Raw genomic sequence first — 22,104 nt, 5'->3', positions numbered from 1 at the left:
CTGTTGCTTTATCTACTAACGCTACTTTGGCTTTTTCTAACTCGTCTTTCCTAGCTTTTACTTCTGTTAATGCTTCTGCAACTTCTTCTGGTGTTACATTGGGATTTGCTATTAATCCCTCGGCTTTTGCTACTGCGGCATCCGCTGCTTGTTTAGCTGCTGTATACGCTGCTGCTGTAGAAGTTGTTTTGCCATCAGTTGCGTTTTCTACTTTCGCTAATTCTTTTAATGCATCTTTAGCTGTTGCTAAGTCGCTAGTATTCGCTTTGTCTTTTAGTAGTGCATTGGCTTTTGCTAATTCAACTTTTAATTTATCCACTTTTGCGATTGCTGATGCTGCATCTGCTTGTGTCGCATTATTTTGTTCTGCTTTTCTCACTAAATCTGCTGCTGTAGCTTTCGCTTCTGTTAAATCTGTTTGAATCGCTTCTACTGCTTTTTTGTACGCTGCAATACTTGCCGGAGTTTTTGCTGTTTCAAATGTACTTGCTGCTGCTGGTGTTAATGATACGTCTGCTTTTCGTAACTCTGATACTTGATCGTCTGTCGCTTTGTCCACTAACACTGCTTTGGCTGCTTCTAGTTTTGCTAATACTCCATCAACTGCCGCTTGCGCTTTTAATGCCTCGTGTTCACTTGCATTATCCCCAGCTTCTTTGATCGCTGTTGCTTTGTTTTTTGCCGCTTCTAACTCTGTTGCTAGTTGAGCATATTTTTCATTATAGGCAGTAATACTATCTTGAGTTTTACCTTCTGTACTTGCTTTTGTTAGTTTTCCAGCATCTGCTTCTAATTTTGTTTTTTGCTCTTCTGTTGCTTTATCTACTAATTCAGCTCTTGCTATTTTTAATTCTGCTAATTTTTCATTTAATTCACTTGCAATAGTAGCTACTACATCTGGATCCGGATTATCTTGATTTAATATTTTTTGTGCCTCTGTTTGAGCATTGATTGCTTCTGTTTTTGCAAAATCATAAGAGGTTATAGAAGTTAGTGTCTTACCGATTCTTGGATCTGGATTTTCATTTATTAAATTTAATAATTTAGTATTTGCAGTATCTAATTTTGATTTATCAGTTCTTAACGCTTGTTGAGCCGCTAACACAGTCTTTACGATATCTTTATAGTCTTGAGTTTTCTTTAAATCTCCTGTCAATAATTTATTAACATTTTTTAATTGTGTTCTATAGTCATTGATAGTTGCTTCTGTTTTTCCTTTGGTATCTTTTTCTTCTGTTTCTTTTAACTTATTGTAAACTCTTTGTAAAAGTGCTTTAGCAACCCTACTTGTATCTTGCTCAAGAGTAAACCCTAGTCCTGAAATAGGTAAGGCATATTGCTTCCATGGAACTTGATATCCCATTCCTAGATTTGCATTATCTCCCGGGCTTATACGAACAGTGTACTCCGTAACATTAGGTTTCAAGACTATTCCTTTACTTGTAAATGTTCCCGTACTAGTACCCAATCTTCTTTTATTAGGATCTTGTTCTAATTTTTCATTTAATGTTCCTCTAGTATGTAGTGAAGCCCTATTCGTATCGAAATATTGATCTCTTCCAATGATAGGTGCAACTACTTTTTTAGTTTCATCCTCTTTATTTTCATTAGGGCTAAATGTTTGATCGTATATTGTTCTAATAGTACCGGACTCATCTTTTGCGAATACTTCTACTCTATATTTTGCTTTCTTACCATCAATATCTCCTGTAAATCCTGTTTTAAAAGAAACAATAACATCAGATCCAGTAGACTTAGAATAAGCTTTGAATGTTTTTTCAATCCCTTTAAATTTAGCAAGCCCTATTCCTTTATTCGCGTAATGCCTTTCTGCCACATATACACTGCCATCATCTACAACTTCTTCTTCAGTAGCTTTTGTTCTAACCTCTGCTAAAAATAAGGCATAATCTTTAGAACGATCAAAAGTACTCTCATTTAACCATGTCCGATACGGTCCATCCTGAACCAATACTGTGTTTACAGTTTCAATAGGAAATACTCCTTTGTCTGTTCTTCTTGCAATAGCAAAGACTCCTCCACTAGTGGCTTTCCAACCACCGAACTCATTAATATCTTTAACTTCTCCAGGAGCTATCTTTTGTAGTGCACCAACTTCGTTAATAGAAGTTATCTTTGTTTCATTAGTTATTTTTGTTGGTAAATTTATTAAACTATTCGCAACTTCTTTAAGATTGGCACTATCTCCCGGCAATGTATACGTTTGATTCGCATCTGGATCAGTATCTGTCGTTGTCCCATCTGTTCGGAATGGGTTGTTTCTGTCTAGGGCTTGTCCATTACGTGAATCATGTTTTCCTGAGTTTGCGATAGAGTTGGTTCCTGTAGCTTTCTCAGTATTGCTAGCTTTCTTACCGACAGTCGCTTTTCCTTCTGTCGTATCTAGTTTAGGACTTTCCACTTGCGCTTTAGGCTTATTACGTAAACCGCTGCTAGCTGTCATAAGAAGTTTTCTGTAAGCTTTTGTTAACTCTTCTTGACTTTGGGCTGTTGTTAGGGCAAGTTTTGCTAATTCTAGATTTTCTTTAAGGGTTGCGACACTTTCATCTGTCTTAGTCGCATAGCTACCTGAGGCTAATTTGCCATCAATTTCTGCTACGTAATCTTCCAGCTGTTTTTTATCCAAGGCAGGTCTAGCCTTTTCTTCTACTTCTTCTGTTGATGGAGTAGTATATGACCTATCAGTCTTGTTCCCAGCTTCTATTGCTGAAACACTAGACGACGCTACTGATGAACCGCTTACATCAGTAGGTGTTGGAGTACTTGTCTCTTCTTGACCTTTCGGAGCAGTAGTCTCACTGCTACCAGAATTTCCATCCAACTGACTGACTACTGGAGTCGCCCCGTAGGTTCCATTCTGGACATCTGGGTCTTTCAATGGTGAGCTTTGAGTTTCTTCATTGGTTGAGGGTACACCTTGCTCTGTGGCAGACACTGCCCCATTTCCCAAAAACATAAATAAAGCAGCTACTGCAACACTAGCTGCTCCAAAACTAACCTTACGAATACTATACCGTATGGTTTTCTCTACTTGTGAACGATCATGCGATCCTTTATAATCAAACATTGCTACACTCCTTTTGCGATAATTATCTGTTGATATATATTAAGAAGGGCAAGTAAAAAGCCCCCCCCTAAAATTTTTATGTAAATTTTAGACTGGCTTAACTCATTATACTCCTTTTCATTTTATAAATCAAACATTGTGAACTTAGCTTGATATGATACGGTTTATGCATAACTTCTCAAAGTAACTTCCACTTACCTGACCGAAGTGGAAATTAGTCTAAAACGGATTTTTATGGTGGAATTAAGTGTGAGACGTTTGAGTTAGAAATGAGGTCTACTATGACAAAACATAAACACCTTACCCTTTCAGACCGCAATGATATCCAATTAGGCTTAGAGCGCGGTGAAACCTTCAAAGCTATTGGACAGTCCATTCTAAAAGACCCGACTACTGTTTCCAAAGAAGTCAAACGAAACAGACAAGTCCGAGAGTCTACATGCCATAACCTTCCTTGCCCTTTACTAGACAAAGCTACCTTTGTCTGTAATGGATATCCTAAAAGAAGACAAAATTGTGGCTATAAGAAGATCTTCTACCTCTCTAAACAAGCTCAAAAACAATACGAACAAACTCTTGTCGAAGCTCGTGAAGGAACTCCCCTCAATTCCAAGACCTTCTGGAAAATGGACAAAGTCATTTCTGATGGAGTTAAAAAGGGACAACACATCTATCATATCCTCAAAACTTACAATCTTGATGTCAGCTCCTCAACAGTCTATCGACACATCCGAAAAGGGTACCTATCTATCGCTCCGATTGACCTAGCCAGAGCCGTTAAATTCAAAGAAAGACGGAAAAGTAAGCTACCTTCCATCCCTAAAGAAGCGAAAAAAGGCCGTTCCTATGAGGATTTCCAAAACTATTTAGCCCTTAATCAACTAGACTCTTGGCTGGAAATGGATACAGTTCTGGGCAGAATGGGAGGTAAACTCCTACTCACCTTCAACTTGTCTTTCTGTAACTTTATCTTCGCTAGGCTTCTGAATAATAAAACTGCCCTTGAGGTCACCAAACACCTCTATGACATCAAGAACACTCTTCACCAAGCTAACAAAGATTTCTTCCAACTCTTTCCTGTCATTCTTACCGATAATGGTGGAGAGTTTCCAGGGTTGATGATATCGAAATGGATGTGCGAGGAGAGAGTAAACTCTTCTTTTGTGACCCTAATCGCTCTGACCAGAAAGGGAGAATTGAGAAAAATCACACGCTGATTCGCGACATCCTACCTAAAGGAACTTCTTTTGACAATTTAACTCAAGAGGACATCAATCTCGTTTGTTCTCATGTCAACAGTGTCAAACGCGCTGCTTTGAATGGAAAGTCAGCTTATGAACTCTTTGCATTTACCTATGGAGAAGAGATTTCTAAGCTTCTCGGCATTTCTAAAATACCTGCAGAAGACGTCTGTCAGTCGTCTAAATTACTCCAACATAAGTTCTAAAAACTAATCTTCAACCCCATTCAAACGTCTCACACTAACTTCCACCATAGCGGAACTTAATCTGAAACGCTTTCAGATGAGGGGATTTTGTGCGCTCTTTTTTTCGATTCCTTTCGGCTACAAAATCTATAAAATCAAGCATGTTTAAAACCAGTGGAACTTACCCTGACATGGAATTCCACTGGTTTTTACGATTTTTATCAGACTAACTTCCACTTGGATTAGCGGTGGAACTTAGTTTGGGAATTTAGCCTTTTTTGCATTTATACATTAGTTGAGCTAGTCATACGAAAAATATGAATAGTCTTCATTTTTAATTGTTCTTATTTTTCAAGTAAGCTGAGCGCTTCAGCATCCGCAATAATGGTCACATCAGGGTGATTTTGGAGGCTACTTGCTGGTAGGCTCTCAGTCACTGGGCCAGACACTGTTCCAGCAATGGCTTCTGCTTTCGACTTACCGTAAGCAAAAAGAATAATAGACTTGGCATCCAAAATGTTTTTAATTCCCATTGAAATGGCTTGGGTTGGGACGTCTTCAATCTTGTCAAAGAAGCGCGCATTGGCTTCAATAGTAGACTGGTCAAGTTCTACTAGATGCGTTTGACTGTCAAATGGAGTACCAGGTTCATTAAATCCGATATGTCCATTGCGACCGATTCCCAAGATTTGCAGGTCAACTGGATGGTCAGCCAAAATTTGGTTGTAGCGTTCAACTTCAGCTTCAGCATTATCCTTAACCCCACGAGGCAAGAAACTTTCTTTAAATGGTTTTTGGTTGAACAAGTTTTCTTGCATGAAGTGACGATAAGACTGAGGATTGTCGCCATCAAGGCCTACATACTCATCAAGGTTGACACTGGTTAGATTTGAAAAATCAAGGTCACTCTCAACAATATCCTTGTAAAATTCAAGTGGACTGCTTCCTGTCGCAAGTCCTAGAGTTTGAGCGCCGTTGTCCAATTTTTCCTTCAAAATCTCAAAAGCAACTTTTCCACCTTCGATTTGGTTTTCAACTTTAATGACTTTCATCTTTTCATCCTCCATTTCTATCTATATTTATTATATGGTATAGACCAATTTTTGTCAAGTGAAAACGATTTAATTTCTAAAAAAAGAGCGCCCACACTTGAAACATGTTATAATGGATAGGATTAGAACTTAGAAAGAATGAACAGATATATGAATACAGCTGATTTTGATTTCCACTTGCCCGAGGAATTGATTGCCCAAACACCCCTTGAAAAACGAGATGCCTCTAAACTCCTCATCGTCAACCGTGAGACGGGAGAAATGCAGGACAAACACTTCCACTCTATTATTGATATGCTGGAACCTGGTGATGCCCTTGTCATGAACGACACCCGCGTTCTCCCTGCCCGACTCTATGGTCAAAAGGAAGAAACTGGAGGTCATGTGGAACTACTCCTACTCAAAAACACTGCTGGCGATGAGTGGGAAGTTCTGGCTAAACCTGCCAAACGCCTCAAGGTCGGTACTCGTGTCAGCTTTGGTGATGGTCGCCTCAGCGCTGTCGTTACGGAAGAATTGACTCACGGAGGCCGCATTGTCCGCTTTGAATACCAAGGAATTTTCCTGGAGGTCTTGGAAAGTCTGGGAGAAATGCCATTACCACCTTATATTCACGAAAAATTGGATGACCGCGAACGCTATCAAACTGTTTACGCCAAGGAAAGTGGCTCTGCTGCTGCACCGACTGCTGGACTACACTTCACTAAAGAATTGCTGGCAGAAATCCAAGCTAAGGGTGTTCATCTAGTCTATCTGACTCTTCATGTCGGACTCGGAACCTTTAGACCTGTTTCAGTTGACAATCTGGACGAACACGAAATGCACTCAGAATTCTACCAACTTTCTGAGGAAGCAGCTGCCACCCTTCGCTCGGTTAAAGAAAATGGAGGTCGTGTCATCGCTGTCGGAACCACTTCTATTCGCACCTTGGAGACTATTGGTTCCAAGTTTGATGGGCAAATCCAAGCAGATTCTGGCTGGACCAATATCTTTATCAAACCTGGCTATGAATGGAAGGTTGTAGATGCCTTCTCAACCAACTTCCACCTGCCAAAATCAACTCTGGTCATGTTGGTTTCTGCCTTTGCAGGCCGCGAATTAGTCTTAGATGCCTACCACCATGCCATCCAAGAACACTACCGCTTCTTTAGTTTTGGCGATGCCATGTTTATCTACTAATTTTCACAATCAAAAAGCGCATATTATCAGGCACTAAAACCTTGATAGTATGCGCTTTTGTAATAGATAAATAGTTAATCTTTATTAAAGCTCGGATCTTTCAAACTCTGAACACTGGCATTGATCACCGCGCCTAGGATAACAATTTTAGCAATCAAGATAAACCAAAACATCATAACAACAAGAAGAACGGAACCTAAAATTCGGACATCCACTAAATGATGGACATAGTAATTGAGATAACTAGAAAACAGAGTTAGTAGAACTAAAATCACTAAGAGAACAAAGGCACTACCTGGTAGGGTATAGCTAATTTTCCTGTTAGATAGATTGGGAAGAAAATAATAAAGCATGACCAAGATAGCAAAGAGGAGGGCGTAAGTCAGAGGACCTGCCAAACCTTGTAAAGCCTGATAGATAATGCCATCTTTTGTCCAATAATGAGCAAGTAAATCCAAAATCATCTGCCCAAATAAGCTCAAAAACAAGACAAACGCAAAGAGGAGCTGCAAACCAAAACTGACCAGGAGACTCACCATCTGATGGGAAATAAGTCCACGACTCTTTTCGACGCCATAAGCCTTGTTAAAAGCTTTTTGCAAGAAATTCATAGATTTTGAAAAACTCCATAGCGCCGACAAGACAGAAAAACTCAACAAACCTGTTGAAGGTTGCGTCAAGACTTCTCTAGCTATTTTTTCCACACCTTCATAGAGGCTTGGGGGCAGGACGTCTTTCATAAAGCCCAGAAATTCTCCCACAGGAATCTGAAAATAGGGGAGGATATTGACCACCACCAAAAGCAGGGGAAAAATCGAAATCAACCAATAGTAGGCTACCGCGACACTGGTCAACTCACTATCTGATGCTTGATAATAATACAAAAAGGCTTTTAATAGAGGCTTATCTATCAGCTCTTTCCACCACTTTTTCATGTCACACTCCTTCACTTATAATCTTATACTCAATGAAAATCAAAGAGCAAACTAGGAAACTAGCCGTAGGTTGCTCAAAGCACTGCTTTGAGGTTGTAGATGAAACTGACGAAGTCAGTCACATATATAATCCAAGGCGACGCTGACGTGGTTTGAAGAGATTTTCGAAGAGTATTAACTAATTTCTTCTTACCAATTCCACCATATCATAAGGCAGGGTATTGGCAGCTTCCTTCAGAGAATAGTTCTCTAAGTTATTGACATTTTGTCGTAACTTCTTGGCATACTTGGTCGTAATCAATCGTTTTTCTTCGTATTCGAAAATCAACTTACGCTCCAGATAATATCCTCTCAGCATTTCATCAATATTGTTGGGTTTGACACGATTAATAACCCGTTCGACAAAGGCACCACTGCTGATAATAGCTGTTTCACGAAGACGAGACTCCTGCATAAAACTAATCAAAGAGCGTCTATAGACTCCCTTCAGGTTTTCCAAACTTTCAATAATCATCTCTGTATTGGCAAGATAGAGCTCTGCTATTTGGTCATAATCAAGAGCACGGAGACGGCTTTGCTCCTTGTCCTTCCAGCTACGGAAGGTCTTTCCGAGAGTAAAAACTTCATGCAGGAGAAAACGTAAAATCCTCAAGGAAACAAGAAAATAATAGGTCAGTCTTGACGCAAACTTACGATTGATTCCTCGTTCTATGTTTTTCAGATAACGTTGGTAAACTCGGTAAGCACGATTGCTAATGTTCCCCTCTTCATAGGCCTGTTCCAATCCATCACTTTCAATACTAAGAATCAAGAGTTTCAAAGCAGCCCAGTCTTCTTGAGCCCCCTTATTTTCTTGACTCAGGATGAGATTTTCAATACGTCCATGATAATTGTCAATAGCTGCATAGAGAGGAAGCTTATTTCTGGTATCTTCCAACTCTTTTTCCAACTCTATCGTTACTTCATTCAAAATGGCGATATGCATGAGATAGTCCTTGCTTTCTTCCTGTTCATCAGAAAGATGAGGCAAGACCACGAGGCCTGTTAAAAAGCTTACAAGCGTCACACCTGCAACGAGGAAAAGTAAGAGAGGATACTCCTGCTCTAGATTACTTGGTATCAGAAGGATTGTCGCAATCGACACCGTTCCCTTAACACCTGAGAAGGTCAAGAGAAGCATGTCCTTCATATACTTATTTAGCTTTTTCTTGAGACGTCTAGTCCTATAGGCATAATAGCCATAAATCATGATAAAACGAATGGCAAAGAGGACAAAGGTCAGGGCGACAAGAGATAGCAATAAAAGTAAGGGATTATAGATTGGATTGGTCAAGATAGGCTCTGCTATCATTTCCAGCTCCATCCCTAAAATCACAAAGACAGAACCGTTGAGCATAAAGTTGACTGTGTGCCAGACCGTCTCGGTCACCGTATCCACTTGGGCTTCGAGTAGCGTAATCTTCTTAAAACGGCTTGCCTTTAAAATCCCAGCAACCACAACGGCAATAATCCCCGAAACATGGACTTCTTCTGCTAGGAAGAAGGTCACCAGAGGCAAACTCAATTCTAATAAAAGTTCGCTGGCAATATCTGTTGCTCGCACACTTAGCAAGAATGTGTGAAGGAAACGGTTGGTCATAGCTGTTAAAAAGCCAATCAAAAAACCGCCTAGAATTGAAAAGATGAGCGAACTACTAGCTTGCCCAAGGGAAAAAGCTCCAGTTGTCCAAGCTGTCAAGGCAACCTGAAAAGCCACCAAACCAGAAGCATCATTCAAGAGTCCTTCACCTTTAAGGATATTGGACACGCGCTTAGGAAAGCTAAAACGCTCCGAAAGAGAGGCAAAGGCAACCAAGTCCGTAGGGCCAAGTGCCGCCCCAACAGCCAAGCAAGCTGCCAATGGAAGGCTGAGCCAAAGAAGATGGGCCAAGCCACCCAAACTCAGAGTCGAGATAAAAATCACTGGAAATATGAGATAGATAATGATTCGCCAGTGTTTTAAAATAGCTGTAATGTCCGCTTCTTCCGACTCTCGAAAAAGCAAGGGCCCGATAACCAGTGCCAAAAACAACTCCGTATTGAGGTGAAAGTCGGTATTGGGTAAAAAGAGACCAATCACGATTCCCAAAAGAATCTGCACCAAAGGGAGAGGCAAAAAAGGCAGGAGCTTATTGGTTGTACTTGAGACAATCAAGACCAGTAAGAATAGGATAAGGTAAATCAGTAATTCCACGTAATTCCTCCTTAATCTTTTTTACAACAGGATTCAAATATCTCCTTCTGCTCTTTGATTTTTTGGTCAATCTTGGAACAATCTTTGTGCTCAATTTTTCTCTGGCACCGTTCCATTTCAAGAGCAACTAATTTTTTCTTGATTTTAAGCATTTTTTTGCTCATATGCGCTTGGTCTAACACACCTACTGCTCGTTCGTGGTGGGTTGATTCAACAAAATTCTGGCGCATGGCATCCAGCTTTTCACGTAGGTATTGTTTATCCATGTCTATATCTCTCTAATTTTTCAATCATCACTAAAAATGGTGGGTTGTTGACTTGGTTTAAAGTTCGGTAAATGGCAGCTGTGTACTCTTGTTGGTTCAACTGGCTAACAAAATCCAAGACAGCATCCCTCTCGAGGTCGCCACCATCATGACCATAGTAGATCATGATAGCAATCCGTCCACCTTTGACAAGTAAGCCACACAGCTTTTCTAATGCTTCAATCGTTGTCTGTGGTCGGGTGATGACAGACTTATCAGCTGACGGCAGATAGCCCAGATTAAAAATTCCTGCCTTGGCTTCTGTCACAAACTGATCCAGTGTCTCATGACCTTGCAAAATTAACTGGGCATTTGTCAGGCCAGCTTGGTTCAAACGCTCTTGCGTCTTTTCCAAGGCTTGCTCCTGAATATCAAAGGCATAGACTTTCTTGGCTAATTTGGCTAGAAAAAGCGTGTCATGACCATTTCCCATGGTCGCATCCACTACGATATCGTCCTGAGTTACAACCTCAGCCAAAAAATCATGTGCCATCTCAAGTGGTCTTTTCATTTTCAAACTCCTGTTTTACAGCCTTACATCCTTGCACGCTTCCACGACGTCGCATCTCCATCTCAATGCTGTTTAGCACTTCCCATTTATTGAGGCTCCACATAGGACCAATCAGCATATCTCTAGGTGCATCTCCTGTGATTCGATGGATGACGATATGTTTAGGAATGATTTCCAGTTGGTCACAGATGACCTTGACATACTCGTCCTGACTCATCAGTTGCAAACGTCCCTCGTGATAATCCCGTTGCATACGCGTATTGGTCATCAGGTGAAGCAAGTGCAATTTAATCCCTTGAATATCGTTATCCGTGACACAGCGGCGGACATTTTCAATCATCATCTCATGGGTTTCACCAGGAAGACCGTTAATCAAATGGGAAACAATCTCAATTTTGGGATACTTCCTCAAACGCTTGACCGTTTCCACGTACAATTCATAGGAGTGGGCACGGTTAATCAGGTCAGAGGTTGTTTCATAAGTAGTCTGCAAGCCCAATTCAACCGTCACATGCATGCGCTCCGATAACTCAGACAAATATTCAATAGTTTCGTCTGGTAAACAGTCTGGTCGCGTTCCAATATTGATTCCTACTACACCTGGCTCGTTGATAGCCTGCTCATAGCGCTCTCGGATGACTTCCACCTTTTCATGGGTGTTGGTAAAATTTTGAAAATAAACCAGATACTTCTGAACCTCTGGCCACTTACGATGCATGAAGTCAATTTCCTTATAAAATTGCTCACGGATAGGCGCATCCGGTGCCACAATGGCATCTCCAGAACCTGAAACCGTACAAAAAGTACAACCTCCATGAGCTACAGTCCCATCACGATTGGGACAGTCAAATCCCGCATCAATAGGGACTTTAAAAGTCTTTTCTCCAAAGAGTTTTCGATAGTAATCATTCAAGGTATTATAAGATTTCATAACTTTCATTATAACAAAAAACATCCACAATCTCAAAAGCCTGACTTTCCTATAAATTCCTCTGTTTCTCGTTTCCATTAGCCATTTTTTATGATACAATATGGGTATGATTTTAATGAAATTAGCATCTATTTTACTATTGATACTGACTTTAGTAGTCTGCATCATCATAACCAAACTTTTTAGATTAAAAAAACTAGGACGAAACTTTGCGGATTTGGCTTTTCCAGTTTTAGTATTTGAGTATTACTTGATTACAGCTAAAACCTTTACCCATAATTTCCTCCCTAGACTAGGCCTAGCCCTCTCACTTCTAGCCATTATTCTCGTTTTTTTCTTCCTTTTGAAAAAACGCAGCTTTTACTATCCTAAATTCATCAAATTCTTCTGGCGTGCAGGATTCTTATTAACCCTTGTTATGTATATCGAGATGATTGTTGAATTGATGGCTCAGAAATAAAAAACTAAATCGAAAACACCTCAATCAAACTAAAATACAATGATTGAAGTGTTTTTTTCTTTATATCTTTTTTAATAATTCCTATTTTCCTTCTTTATCAGGAAAGATATATCCAATACCAATGCAAGCTAGTACGCCCGCTCCAATTACCAAGCCACTTGAAATTGGCAAAAGGTCCAAAATTGCATTGGCGATGATAAAAGCAATAATCAAACACATCAGACTAGCCTTGTAGTCTTTTTTCAAAAGATTCTCTAGAGTGAAAAAGAGGAACAGGCCTACCGGAATCAATGACCAGAGGTTGACATCTAAACTTGGCCAGCCAACAGAACCAAAATACACTACTGTCGCTGCTGCTAGTAAAAATACAATCCCTAATAATTTTTTCATTTCTTTATCTCCAATTTCTTTTTTAGGAACTTGAGTTATCTGATATTGATACCTCACGTCCCTTACACCAATCATTATAGCAGAGGTCAGTTTCAAGAACAAGTTCTTTTGCCTATCTGGTCTCAATCTCGGTCTAAGTGGTTCAATAATAGCCATAAAATAAGGAAATAGGTGAAAAACTTCCTTCCAAATAAAAAGGAATTAAGCAACCAAACGCTACTTAATTCCTTGAAATTGTCTCATCACCTCTATTAGACTTTAAATTTTGATAGACTCTATTTGCTAATCAATATTGTCAATACTAACCCTTTCAATCAATTCATTAGTTATCAAAACTAAGTTCATTAATAAATCCAAAAAGAGTACCAATAGTAAAGTAAACTAAATAATTAAGTTATAAATAGCTATTTTTACAAAACTGTTTCATCATCATACTATCTCAGTACACAAACCATTTTTTCATCTATAGCTTTAGTCTTAATCTTGATCTTTTTTCTTCAATCCAAGAAATGCACCTACGGTAAACATTATTCCAGCAATGAATGGTGTAAAACCTTCTCTAACTGTTCCGGTTTTTGGCAACCTATCATTGTTAGTAATTGATTTACTATCAATATTGGTATGTTTATTAGCTATGTTCTCTGGTTCATTAAGATAAACTTCCTTCTTATTTTCAAAGTTTTTATCATTTTCATCAGGAACTGTAGCTGTAACATCCTTAGTTGAATCAGATCTTTGACTTTCATCTAATTGACTATAATTTACTTGTACAGGAACTGTAGTTTTGACATCTTTGGTTGAATCAAATTTGTGTGAATGATTTTCTCTTTGTAAGTCTTCTTTTCTGTGACTTTCATCTAATTGACTAGGATTTGCCTGTGGGTTATCTTTCTTTTTGGATACATCAAAAGTAGGTTTATTTTCCTCCTCCTTTTTCTCCTCTATTTTCTTGAATACAGGTTTTATAAGGGTATCTTTTGACACATTAATAACATAACCAGCATCTTTTTTCCCTTCGACACCAGAAATTTCCCAGCCATCAAATTGATATCCTTTTTCTAATTCACCCTCATAGACAGGTAAAATGAAATCTTCTTCCGACACTATCTTAGAACTCATTTCTTTTCCATTTTGAATGGTCACAGTTACCCTATGAGGTTTTAATTCTCTTACCTCTCCCGTATCTTTATTTAAAATGAATTCTTTTACGGTTGTATTTCTTGCAAAATCTTTTACAAGAATCTTAATATTTAGTGTCTTATCTGTTAGTTGTTTAATATCATCAAATGATTTATATTCTTTTCCATTTACATAAATATGTTTGTCTTGAATCTCACCATTGAATCCATTATCTCTTTTATCATTGATGTTAAAGACTACAGATTTTCCATCAGCATATTCGATACTAGTATTTCCCTCAGGATCAATGTTTACTTCTGGTTTAACATTATCATATAAAAATTGATAGTGTACTCCAACCGCTTTCGCATTCAAATCGCTATAGCCAGTTTGAAGATAAACATTTCCATCCATATCTGTTACCTTATCTGGAAATCCGTTTGCTTTATAGTCTTTCATTCCCCAGTCCATGATGTCACCGTCTTTAACATTAAGCTTAACGTTAAAATCTCTAGTGTTATCAATGTGTAAATCTCCGTAGATTAAATAATTATCTACAACAGATTCATTAACTCTCAATTCCCAGTTAAAACCACCCTTATCAGAAATCTTACCTCTTAAATAAAACTCTGGATTTCGTACATAAATTTTATTAAATTTAGATGGATTAAAGTAGTTCTTGTCCATTGAAAGATTTACTGGTTTTGCATCAATAAATAACGTAGAGCCATCTTCTTTTATAGCTTCTACATTGGACTTATCCTCTCCAGTGTACTCTTTACCATCCTTACCAAATAATACAAGTTTAGAAGGATCTGCTACAAGATTTCCGTCTTTATCGATAGCTTCCCCTTTATCGTTCATTTTAAATGTAAACACTTGATACCTTACAATGTTAAAGCCGTCCAAAGCCGACATTAATACAGCTTGAGTACTTCTTCCATCTTCAACATTTCTACTGTCAGAATAAATTATTTTTTCTGAAAGGGCTCTTAGATTAGGATTGGAATTTTGTATTTTTGCTATATCTTCCTGGCTATAAACTCCATTTCCTTCTAACATATCCGTTTTTCCAGGATTATAGGTAGTCACTTTTAGTGCATAGCCTTTTCTTAGAATGATGTTATCCTTTAATAGATATTGTTGTTTTTCTGAATCAGAATAAATTTTACCAGATTCCATGTCCGTTAAATTGGTTGGTTTATTTTTTGAAAGATCTCCTTCTCCTAATTCTATTACATTCCCATAACTTGATGCATAGGGATATTCTGTTTTAGTTTCCTTATTTTTTTCAGGCATTCTAATCTTCGTTTCAGCTTTTATCTGATCATCATCTTTAACAAAGAATCTCATATCTCCTGCAAAAGCTAATCCATCCACAATATCATTAATATTAGCGTATAGATCAAATGTCATCGTTTTTGAATGCGAATCATACTTGGTCGTTTTGATTTCTATAGACTTATAGTTATTTCCATAATATACCTTAGCATTTTTAGAAACATTACTTATCTTTCCAAGAATTTCAAAGTGTCCATCTTTAGACGGGCTTAGAACACCATAAATTTTTGATTTGATTTCGTCAAGTTTTTCAGTTTCATATTGTAAGGCACTACCATCGTCATAAGCAATGATATTTCCCTTATCATCGTATTTATAATCGTATTCCTCTATTCTCTTACCAGTTTCACTTGTAAAGTCATCAACTTCTCTAAATTTCTTTTTAATGAGTTTCTTTAAATCTTTGCTTTCAAAGTCTCTAATTGTTGAAATGGCTTTATTGATAGTAAAGCTAGATTTTTCTTCGGTAGCCTCTTCATTTTCTTGATGATGTTCTACTTCAGTTGTATCTTTTTTAAGACTATCCTCTTTTCTATTTTCTAAATTTTTAAATTTAGATTCGGAAATCTCTCCAAGCTTTTGGTATTTAGATGAATCCTGATCAGGATCTACTAGATAATAGGAAATCATCCCCTTTTCATCAGCATGATCATCAAATTTAATTCTATGAATCTTTGTGAAATTGCTAGAGCCATCTAATGCAATGACTTCAATGATTTTTCCTCTTAAATCTCCTGCACCATTAATTTCATAAATGGTATTTCCGTCTTTGTCAAGTTTCCTATTTCTTCCTTGACCCTCACCTGCATAAGTTACTTCAAGATTTTTCTCAACCTCTCCATCTTCATTAACAAGAGCGGCGCCAGCATACCAAACTTCGTTGGCAATCTCGTCAAATTTTTCAGGATGTTCTTTCTGATCTCTAGCAAATAGCGTTTCATTCTTGTATTGCTCTTTTACCTTGTGATAAGTATCCTTTGTAATCAGCTTAATTTTTTCAGGATTTGAAAAATCAACAGAAACAATCTTAGGGGCTGTGTTATCAATTTTTACAGGAATATAGGAAACCTGCCATGGGTAGTCCTTGGTTAATCTATATTTAAATTTATAGAAATATTGACCTTCTGCAATCGGTTCAAATTGACCTCTTATCTTAGTAGCAGGATCTTTAGTATCCTTGCTTTCTGGTGCATTTTCTTCTCTACCTCTAGGGTTATAAATGAGTCCATCCCATTTCAAGTCACCCCAAACTTTTAGTTTAGAAGATTTGATTCCCTTTGCATCATTTCTCTTAGAGTTCAAAATTCCTTTAATAAAGTGTTCTCTCGAAATGACTTTTAAGTCAATTTGATTTTCTCCCTCTTTATTTGTATTTACTATTGAAATCAATCCTTCTTCTGCACTTCTTAATACAAGTGGAGAAGGTGTTAATCCTCTCTCAAGTTGAGCATCTTGAGGATTTCCATTTGAATCTAAAGGATAAATTTTAGCGATCTTAGAACCACTTGATGATGGTGCGTTGATCCCTTCGTTATTGAAAGCAAATAATTCTGGATTTTGATCTAGGGATGTTGTATTTTTATCTTTTCTATTTTGTATAACTCCTGCTGGATTAAATTTATCTATACCATGTTCTCCACCAATTCCCTTATTTAAGGTTCCTGGAATTTTTGGTTTACCATCATCATCATAACCTTCCATTTTTTTTGATTTTGAACCTTCTTCCCAGGCCCATTTATCAAGGATTGGTTCGTGGTTCCAATTCCCAGCAAATCCCATTAGAGGCATCGATAAAGAAGGTTGAAAATGTGTTTTCTTCCCATTGGAGTTTAGAGCTTCCATTTCTTCCACTGACTCAAAATGAATAAATGATTCTACAAATTTATTTTTGTTTTTGGCCTCCCCAACATTTATAACCGCATTTAAATCAAAGCTAGAATTTGGGCCTATAGTGAAAGTGTCATGCTCAAATGTAATATTTGCTCCTTTGATTTTTTCTGGGTGGATTTCTGGAACAATTTGCTTCCCATCTGGAGATTTTTCGTCTTTATATGTTTCATCCAGTTTGAGTCTGTCAGTTAGAGCATCTGTAGTTATAGCAGATGCTGAAACTTTAAAGGTCAAAGGTCTGTTTGATGTATTGTGAAGCTTAATTGTAAAATATTTTTTATCTCCTTTTATTTCTTTAAGAGAAATAGAACCATAAGAGTTTACTAAACCTTTAGAATCTGTGTTTTTGAAAGTCGCTACAACTTCATTTCTCAATGCATTGGCAACATTAATTAGCCCTGCCCCCTGTTGTCTAGGTGATGCAAAGTATTGACTTTTTTCTTTCCAAGAAGTCGCATCCATCATAGGGCGTGCAGTATTTTGTAGGGCTATTTTTGTAAGACTTGTAAGATCTATTTTGTCATCTCCCTTAAGATTTTTCAATACAGGTCTTTCAAGCATTTCCTTTAACTTTGGTCTAATCAAAACAGTAGAAGCTGCCACGATTGGAGTTGCCATACTAGTCCCTGACATATAACCATAAGTTGATTTCCCATTAATGACATTGAGAGTGGATTTAATGTTTTTACCAGGTGCTGAGACATCAGGTTTTAAAAGTAAATCTGTTCTCGGTCCCCAAGATGTGGATCCTGCTGGGACTATAATATCTTCTTTATAAAGTTCTTTGTCGGTTTCAGGTGCAAACTTAAAGTCAATTTCTTTTTCATCACCTACATTCGGTTTATTAGAATTATAGCTTGCCATATCAATTGGATAGTATTGCTCCAATTTATCTTTAAAATCTTCTTTATTATTTCTTTTGACTTTAGTTTTTTTATCAGGGTTAATCATGTTCCATAACTTTACACCATCATCTCCTGAAATTGAGAAAACTTGACTAGTCGTTCCTTCATCCTCTTCATATCCCATAGCTGGGAGCTCTGTCCAATTATCTCTATTGTAGTAATTTACAGTATTTACAACCATAATGGCGCGTGCACCCTTATCCGTTGCTCGTTTAAAAGCATTTTTTAAATCCTTGGTATAAATTCTATCCATTACTGCAATTTTGCCCTTAAGATCCAAACCTATCAAATCTTGGTCTTGACCTTTGCCTATATATACAAATTTCAATTTACTAGGAGCTTTTGAACCATCTTCGTTTGTTATGATTTTATTCTTATCGAAAAAGGCCCCTATATTTCTGTATTTAAAACTTTCTCCTCCAATCTTAACTTTATCAAACTCAACTGTTTGATTTTTAGCAGAAGCAACTGCTATCGCATCTTCATGTGCTGCAGTTCGTGTTACATTTCCAGTGTCGGTCATTTTCAGATTATTATTTGCCACTAAATCCCATGAAGAACTTGAAGCAGAAGTTGCATAGTTACCCGTAGCTACAACCATTGGAATGCCTGCTTTTCTTAACGCTCTAATAGCTTGCCAATATTTTTCACCTACAAGACCTGTTCCTGTAAAGCCAGATGATACCGAAACAACATCGACATTGTGTTTAATGGAATCTTCAATAGCATGAAACATTGTTTCATCTCCTGCGAAGCCAGATCCTGCGTCAGAGTACATTTTATAAGAGAAGATCTGTGCATTAGGAGCAATTCCATCTATTCCGTTAAAGTTTTTAATATCTTTTTCAGTATCATTTCCCGCAAGAATCCCTGCAATATGCATCCCATGTGGATCAAAATAATCGCTCCCATCATCAGCTTTTTCTACAGTAATTTTACCACCATTATAATAATTGAAAGCATGAGGAATCTTATCACTCAACCAGAAATTTTTATCAGTACCTTTTAAGTCTTCTTTTTTAAATCTCATTGAGTCTTTAGCATCATCATCAATCCTCATGGCCTTATGCCTATAATCTGTCCCGGTATCGATATTTGAAATAACCATACCTCTACCATCAAAATTTTTACCAAATGGAGCATTGATAGATTTTAGGTAATCAATTGCCTCTTCAACTCCAATTTCCTTCCTAGCATGATTCATCATTGGCTGGACTTTTTGTGATCGTTCAACCGATGAGATACCTTCTATTAGTTTAATTTTGTCCAGATTATCTGGAGTTGTTTCTATTGAAACACCATTAAAAATCGTATTATAGGTATATAAAACGTTTGTATCCTTAAGATTGGATAATTCCTTGATTGCTTTTTCTCCAGATTCTTTATCTTTAAATTCAGCAATATAGACAAGTTTATCCTCTTTTTTGGGACTTTCTGGGTCTTTAATTGCAGACGAGTCCGCTTTATCTTCTTTGGATTGATTGGAATCTTCTTTGATTTTTTCTTCTTCATTGCTAGTTTTGTTATCTATCACAGATTCTTTACTAACAACTTCTTTTTCCTCAATAACCGTTGTTTTCTTCTCTTCAGTATCCTTGGAAGTTTCTATAGCATTATGAATATTTTCATGTTTTTCTTTATTTTCTGCTTCCTTATCTACTACTACTTTTTCTGTATCAGAGATATTTAAAGCATCTTCAGAGCTAGATGTGTCTGCTAAAACTACCTCATTAGGGACATATGCTGCTAAAATAACTGCAGCTGTGGTTAATGACAATACTGTACTTTTTTTCATTTTAATTCCTTACATATTTATTTAAATTCCAATAGATAGTAAACTTTAACTTTGCTAGCCTTTGTTATAAAAAGTTTTACTAAGTATTATCTAGGAAATAGAGTAGTACATTTATATATAATTGTTAGCTCTCCATAAAAATAGTATATCATTTAAAAAATTTAAGTCAAGAAAAATTAAGGCAGGTTAATTTTATTTTTAACGCATGTTAATAAATGATGCAAAAGTTTCGTACTTAACGGGGATACATTATAAGCACATTCATACCATCAAAAATAGTAGCAATCAAATTGAACCACTACCAAAATCACAAAGTCAAACATCATTGATGAAATATCAGCGCTATTAAACAATATAAATAACCGCTAAGAATAAGGCTTAACGGTTATTTATACATATCTATTTTTTCAAATCTTCAGTCATATGTTCACCTGTGACCTAGGCTTTACGAGTGCCTTGCTCTAGCAACTAATACTCAATGAAAATCAAAAAACAAACTAGGAAGCTAGCCGCAGGTTGCTAAAAGCACTGCTTTGAGGTTGTGGATAGAACTGACGAAGTCAGTCACATATAAACGGCAAGGTGAAGCTGACTTTGTTTGAAGAGATTTTCGAAGAGTATGAATACTCACGTCCCTTACAAAAATTATTATAGCAGAGGTCAGTTTCAAGAACAAGTTCGTTTGCCTATCTGGTCTCTATACCGGTCTAAGTGGTCTGATTTTCTTTAAAAAGAAAAAGAAGCCTGATGAGACTTCTTCACTTTGCCGATTGCAGGGATCGAACCTGTGACCTAGGCTTTACGAGTGCCTTGCTCTACCAACTGAGCTAAATCGGCTATTACACTTACAGTATAGCACTCTGAGAATAGATGTCAAGGAATTTTCATCTCTATTAGAAAAAGCCTGTCCTGAGACAAGGCTTTGAGTTTCTTCTTCTTAGGACCCAGCACTTTCATAAGAATCCAAGCCCCTGTCCCAAAGTTTAAGGGAAATGACAAAGAAAACCAGAGAAATCAACATCAAACCTCCGATGTTAAAGATTACATCCTTGTCCTGCAAAAAATAGCTGGCAGGATAGTAGGCCGTAAAGGCAAAAGGCACGATAAAGCTAATCAACCAACGAAGAAGAGAATTGTAAATCGAAATCGGATACTTGGCAAAATCATTGAACATATAGAAGATGTAAATCATAGCCCCTGACTGTTTGGTCCAAAAAGCGATACTAGCTGTCGCGATTTTCAAGGAAGTATAAATCAAGGTCGCAAATGGTATGCAGACTAGGAAAAGCAAGAATTTTGGAAGAGTCCAAGCAATGCTTGATACTGTTGTCGCTAGTAAAATTCCACCGACCAAGAGTTCACCCAAGGCATCAATCTGAAAGGTCTCGACTAGGATGTGGAAGAGGGGATTGATAGGACGAGTCAGATACTTGTCAAACTCCCCTTTTCGCACTAGGCGTTGGCCCAGTGCCCAGAGATTGTCAAAAAAGAGATGGTCCAAGCCCTTGGGAATCAATGAAAAACCATAGATAAAGGCGATTTCTTGAAAAGTCCAACCTTCTAGGGATGGGATGTGTTGAAAGATGACATTGAGAAACAAGAGATTCAAGCCTTGAGTCAAGAAAACTCCCAGCACACCAACCACAAAATCCACCTTGTACTCCATAATTTGCTTGATGTATTGTCTAATAAAAATCAGATGCATGCGTTGATATTTTTTCATACTAACCTCCTTGAATGGTGATAAATGACTGGACTCGTTTCCAAATCAACTGAGACAAGCCCACCATCACTAAGAGCCAGAAAAACTGCAAAAGGAGCGCCTGAATCATCTGACTGGCATCGTATTTCCCAACAATAATCATGACCGGAGTGTAGATCAAGGATGAAAAAGGCAGGAAGGACAGAATATCTGAAACAACCTTTGGAAAGAAAGCCAAGGGAATCAAACTTCCAGACATAAAGGCCACTATGGAAGTCTTAAGTAGGTTGGAACCCCAAAGATTTTTAAATACAAAGGCTGAAAATCCAAAGCAAATATTAAAGAAAAAGTTAATCAGATAGGCCAGCGTTAAGCTAAAAAGATAAAGGACAGTTAATCCCAGCACCTCTGCAATCCCTTGCCCAGATAAGATTTTCATCAAGACAATGACACTTAAAAATGGAAGGCCAACGCTAATAAAAATCAACCACTTGGAACCAAGTTCTGTGAAAAGATAAGAAGCCGCAAAATGCACTGGTCGCAACAAGCGCATGATAATGGAACCATCCTTGACCTCCTCCCCAATCATAAAAGAGCTATCAGACCTGGTCAACAGATTGGTCACAAAACTCATAATGATGTAGAGGGTGATATCTGCCATACTGAAGCCCTGAATCAAAGACTCCTGCGAGGAATCAAAGACAGCCTTCCAGAGATAAAAGGCCACAAAAGCCCCCATAACATCGCCTATCCGATAAAGAATGAAGTTGACTCGATAGGTGATCAATTCCTGAACACCTGCATTTATAAAGGGTTTATAACGTCTCCACAATTTGACCATC

Annotated in this window: 13 protein-coding genes, 1 tRNA gene and 1 pseudogene; 3 read left to right on the top strand and 12 right to left on the bottom strand. The window is 37.6% G+C overall.

Annotation, left to right across the window (positions count from 1 at the left end):
• Window positions 1-3,088 (bottom strand): YSIRK-type signal peptide-containing protein (locus HT685_RS01370; protein ID WP_173278908.1); only part of this gene is annotated, 3,088 nt, incomplete at its 3' end.
• Window positions 3,089-3,369: 281 nt separating this feature from the next.
• Here HT685_RS01370 and HT685_RS01365 point away from each other — a divergent pair.
• Window positions 3,370-4,535, top strand: a pseudogene (locus HT685_RS01365) (IS30 family transposase).
• Between the two features lie 323 nt (window positions 4,536-4,858).
• Here the strand turns inward: HT685_RS01365 and HT685_RS01360 are convergent.
• The gene (locus HT685_RS01360; RefSeq protein ID WP_173226513.1) at window positions 4,859-5,566 is read right to left on the bottom strand and encodes a glucosamine-6-phosphate deaminase; all 708 of its coding nucleotides are present in this window, start codon (window positions 5,564-5,566) and stop codon (window positions 4,859-4,861) included.
• A 150-nt stretch (window positions 5,567-5,716) separates the two neighbouring features.
• Between HT685_RS01360 and queA the strand changes: the two genes are divergently transcribed.
• Entirely contained in the window at window positions 5,717-6,745 is a 1,029-nt protein-coding gene (gene queA / locus HT685_RS01355; RefSeq protein WP_001090137.1) for a tRNA preQ1(34) S-adenosylmethionine ribosyltransferase-isomerase QueA, read from the top strand.
• A 74-nt stretch (window positions 6,746-6,819) separates the two neighbouring features.
• On the opposite strand, the gene HT685_RS01350 is transcribed toward queA, so the two are convergent.
• From HT685_RS01350 to HT685_RS01330, 5 genes are all read right to left on the bottom strand, one after another.
• Window positions 6,820-7,680 (bottom strand): YihY/virulence factor BrkB family protein, encoded by an 861-nt coding sequence (locus HT685_RS01350; protein WP_173226515.1) that lies wholly within the window; start codon window positions 7,678-7,680, stop codon window positions 6,820-6,822.
• A 178-nt stretch (window positions 7,681-7,858) separates the two neighbouring features.
• A complete protein-coding gene (locus HT685_RS01345; protein ID WP_173226517.1) occupies window positions 7,859-9,913 on the bottom strand; it encodes a cation:proton antiporter in 2,055 nt (684 codons plus the stop codon).
• An 11-nt stretch (window positions 9,914-9,924) separates the two neighbouring features.
• Window positions 9,925-10,179 (bottom strand): hypothetical protein, encoded by a 255-nt coding sequence (locus tag HT685_RS01340; protein ID WP_000361085.1) that lies wholly within the window; start codon window positions 10,177-10,179, stop codon window positions 9,925-9,927.
• Window positions 10,172-10,729 carry a class I SAM-dependent methyltransferase gene (locus HT685_RS01335; RefSeq protein WP_173226519.1) on the bottom strand — a complete coding sequence of 186 codons (558 nt, stop codon included), beginning with the start codon at window positions 10,727-10,729 and terminating at the stop codon, window positions 10,172-10,174. The genes HT685_RS01340 and HT685_RS01335 overlap by 8 nt, the downstream gene beginning before the upstream one ends.
• Window positions 10,713-11,669, bottom strand: a complete 957-nt coding sequence (locus tag HT685_RS01330) for a TIGR01212 family radical SAM protein (RefSeq protein ID WP_173226521.1) — start codon at window positions 11,667-11,669, stop codon at window positions 10,713-10,715. The genes HT685_RS01335 and HT685_RS01330 overlap by 17 nt, the downstream gene beginning before the upstream one ends.
• Before the next feature lie 91 nt (window positions 11,670-11,760).
• Here HT685_RS01330 and HT685_RS01325 point away from each other — a divergent pair, with 91 nt between their 5' ends.
• Window positions 11,761-12,120 carry a DUF3397 family protein gene (locus HT685_RS01325; RefSeq protein WP_004242853.1) on the top strand — a complete coding sequence of 120 codons (360 nt, stop codon included), beginning with the start codon at window positions 11,761-11,763 and terminating at the stop codon, window positions 12,118-12,120.
• 81 nt (window positions 12,121-12,201) lie between these two features.
• On the opposite strand, the gene HT685_RS01320 is transcribed toward HT685_RS01325, so the two are convergent.
• The 5 genes from HT685_RS01320 to HT685_RS01300 all read right to left on the bottom strand — a co-directional run bounded on the left by HT685_RS01320 (window position 12,202) and on the right by HT685_RS01300 (window position 22,103).
• Window positions 12,202-12,510 (bottom strand): hypothetical protein, encoded by a 309-nt coding sequence (locus tag HT685_RS01320; protein ID WP_173226523.1) that lies wholly within the window; start codon window positions 12,508-12,510, stop codon window positions 12,202-12,204.
• Between the two features lie 477 nt (window positions 12,511-12,987).
• Window positions 12,988-19,560 (bottom strand): S8 family serine peptidase, encoded by a 6,573-nt coding sequence (locus HT685_RS01315; protein WP_173226525.1) that lies wholly within the window; start codon window positions 19,558-19,560, stop codon window positions 12,988-12,990.
• A 764-nt stretch (window positions 19,561-20,324) separates the two neighbouring features.
• Window positions 20,325-20,397 (bottom strand) — tRNA-Thr (locus tag HT685_RS01310).
• Window positions 20,398-20,497: 100 nt separating this feature from the next.
• On the bottom strand, window positions 20,498-21,283 hold the full coding sequence (locus HT685_RS01305; RefSeq protein WP_164226853.1) for an ABC transporter permease: 786 nt from the start codon (window positions 21,281-21,283) through the stop codon (window positions 20,498-20,500).
• A gap of 1 nt (window position 21,284) precedes the next feature.
• Window positions 21,285-22,103, bottom strand: coding sequence for an ABC-2 family transporter protein (locus HT685_RS01300; RefSeq protein ID WP_164226854.1), 819 nt, complete (start codon window positions 22,101-22,103; stop codon window positions 21,285-21,287).
• Window position 22,104 lies beyond the last annotated feature (1 nt).

This window comes from Streptococcus sp. 5004, assembly GCF_013276755.1.
Classification (GTDB): Bacteria; Bacillota; Bacilli; order Lactobacillales; family Streptococcaceae; genus Streptococcus.
Note: the sequence above shows the minus strand (reverse complement) of the source record. Positions and strands in the feature narration are given on the sequence as shown.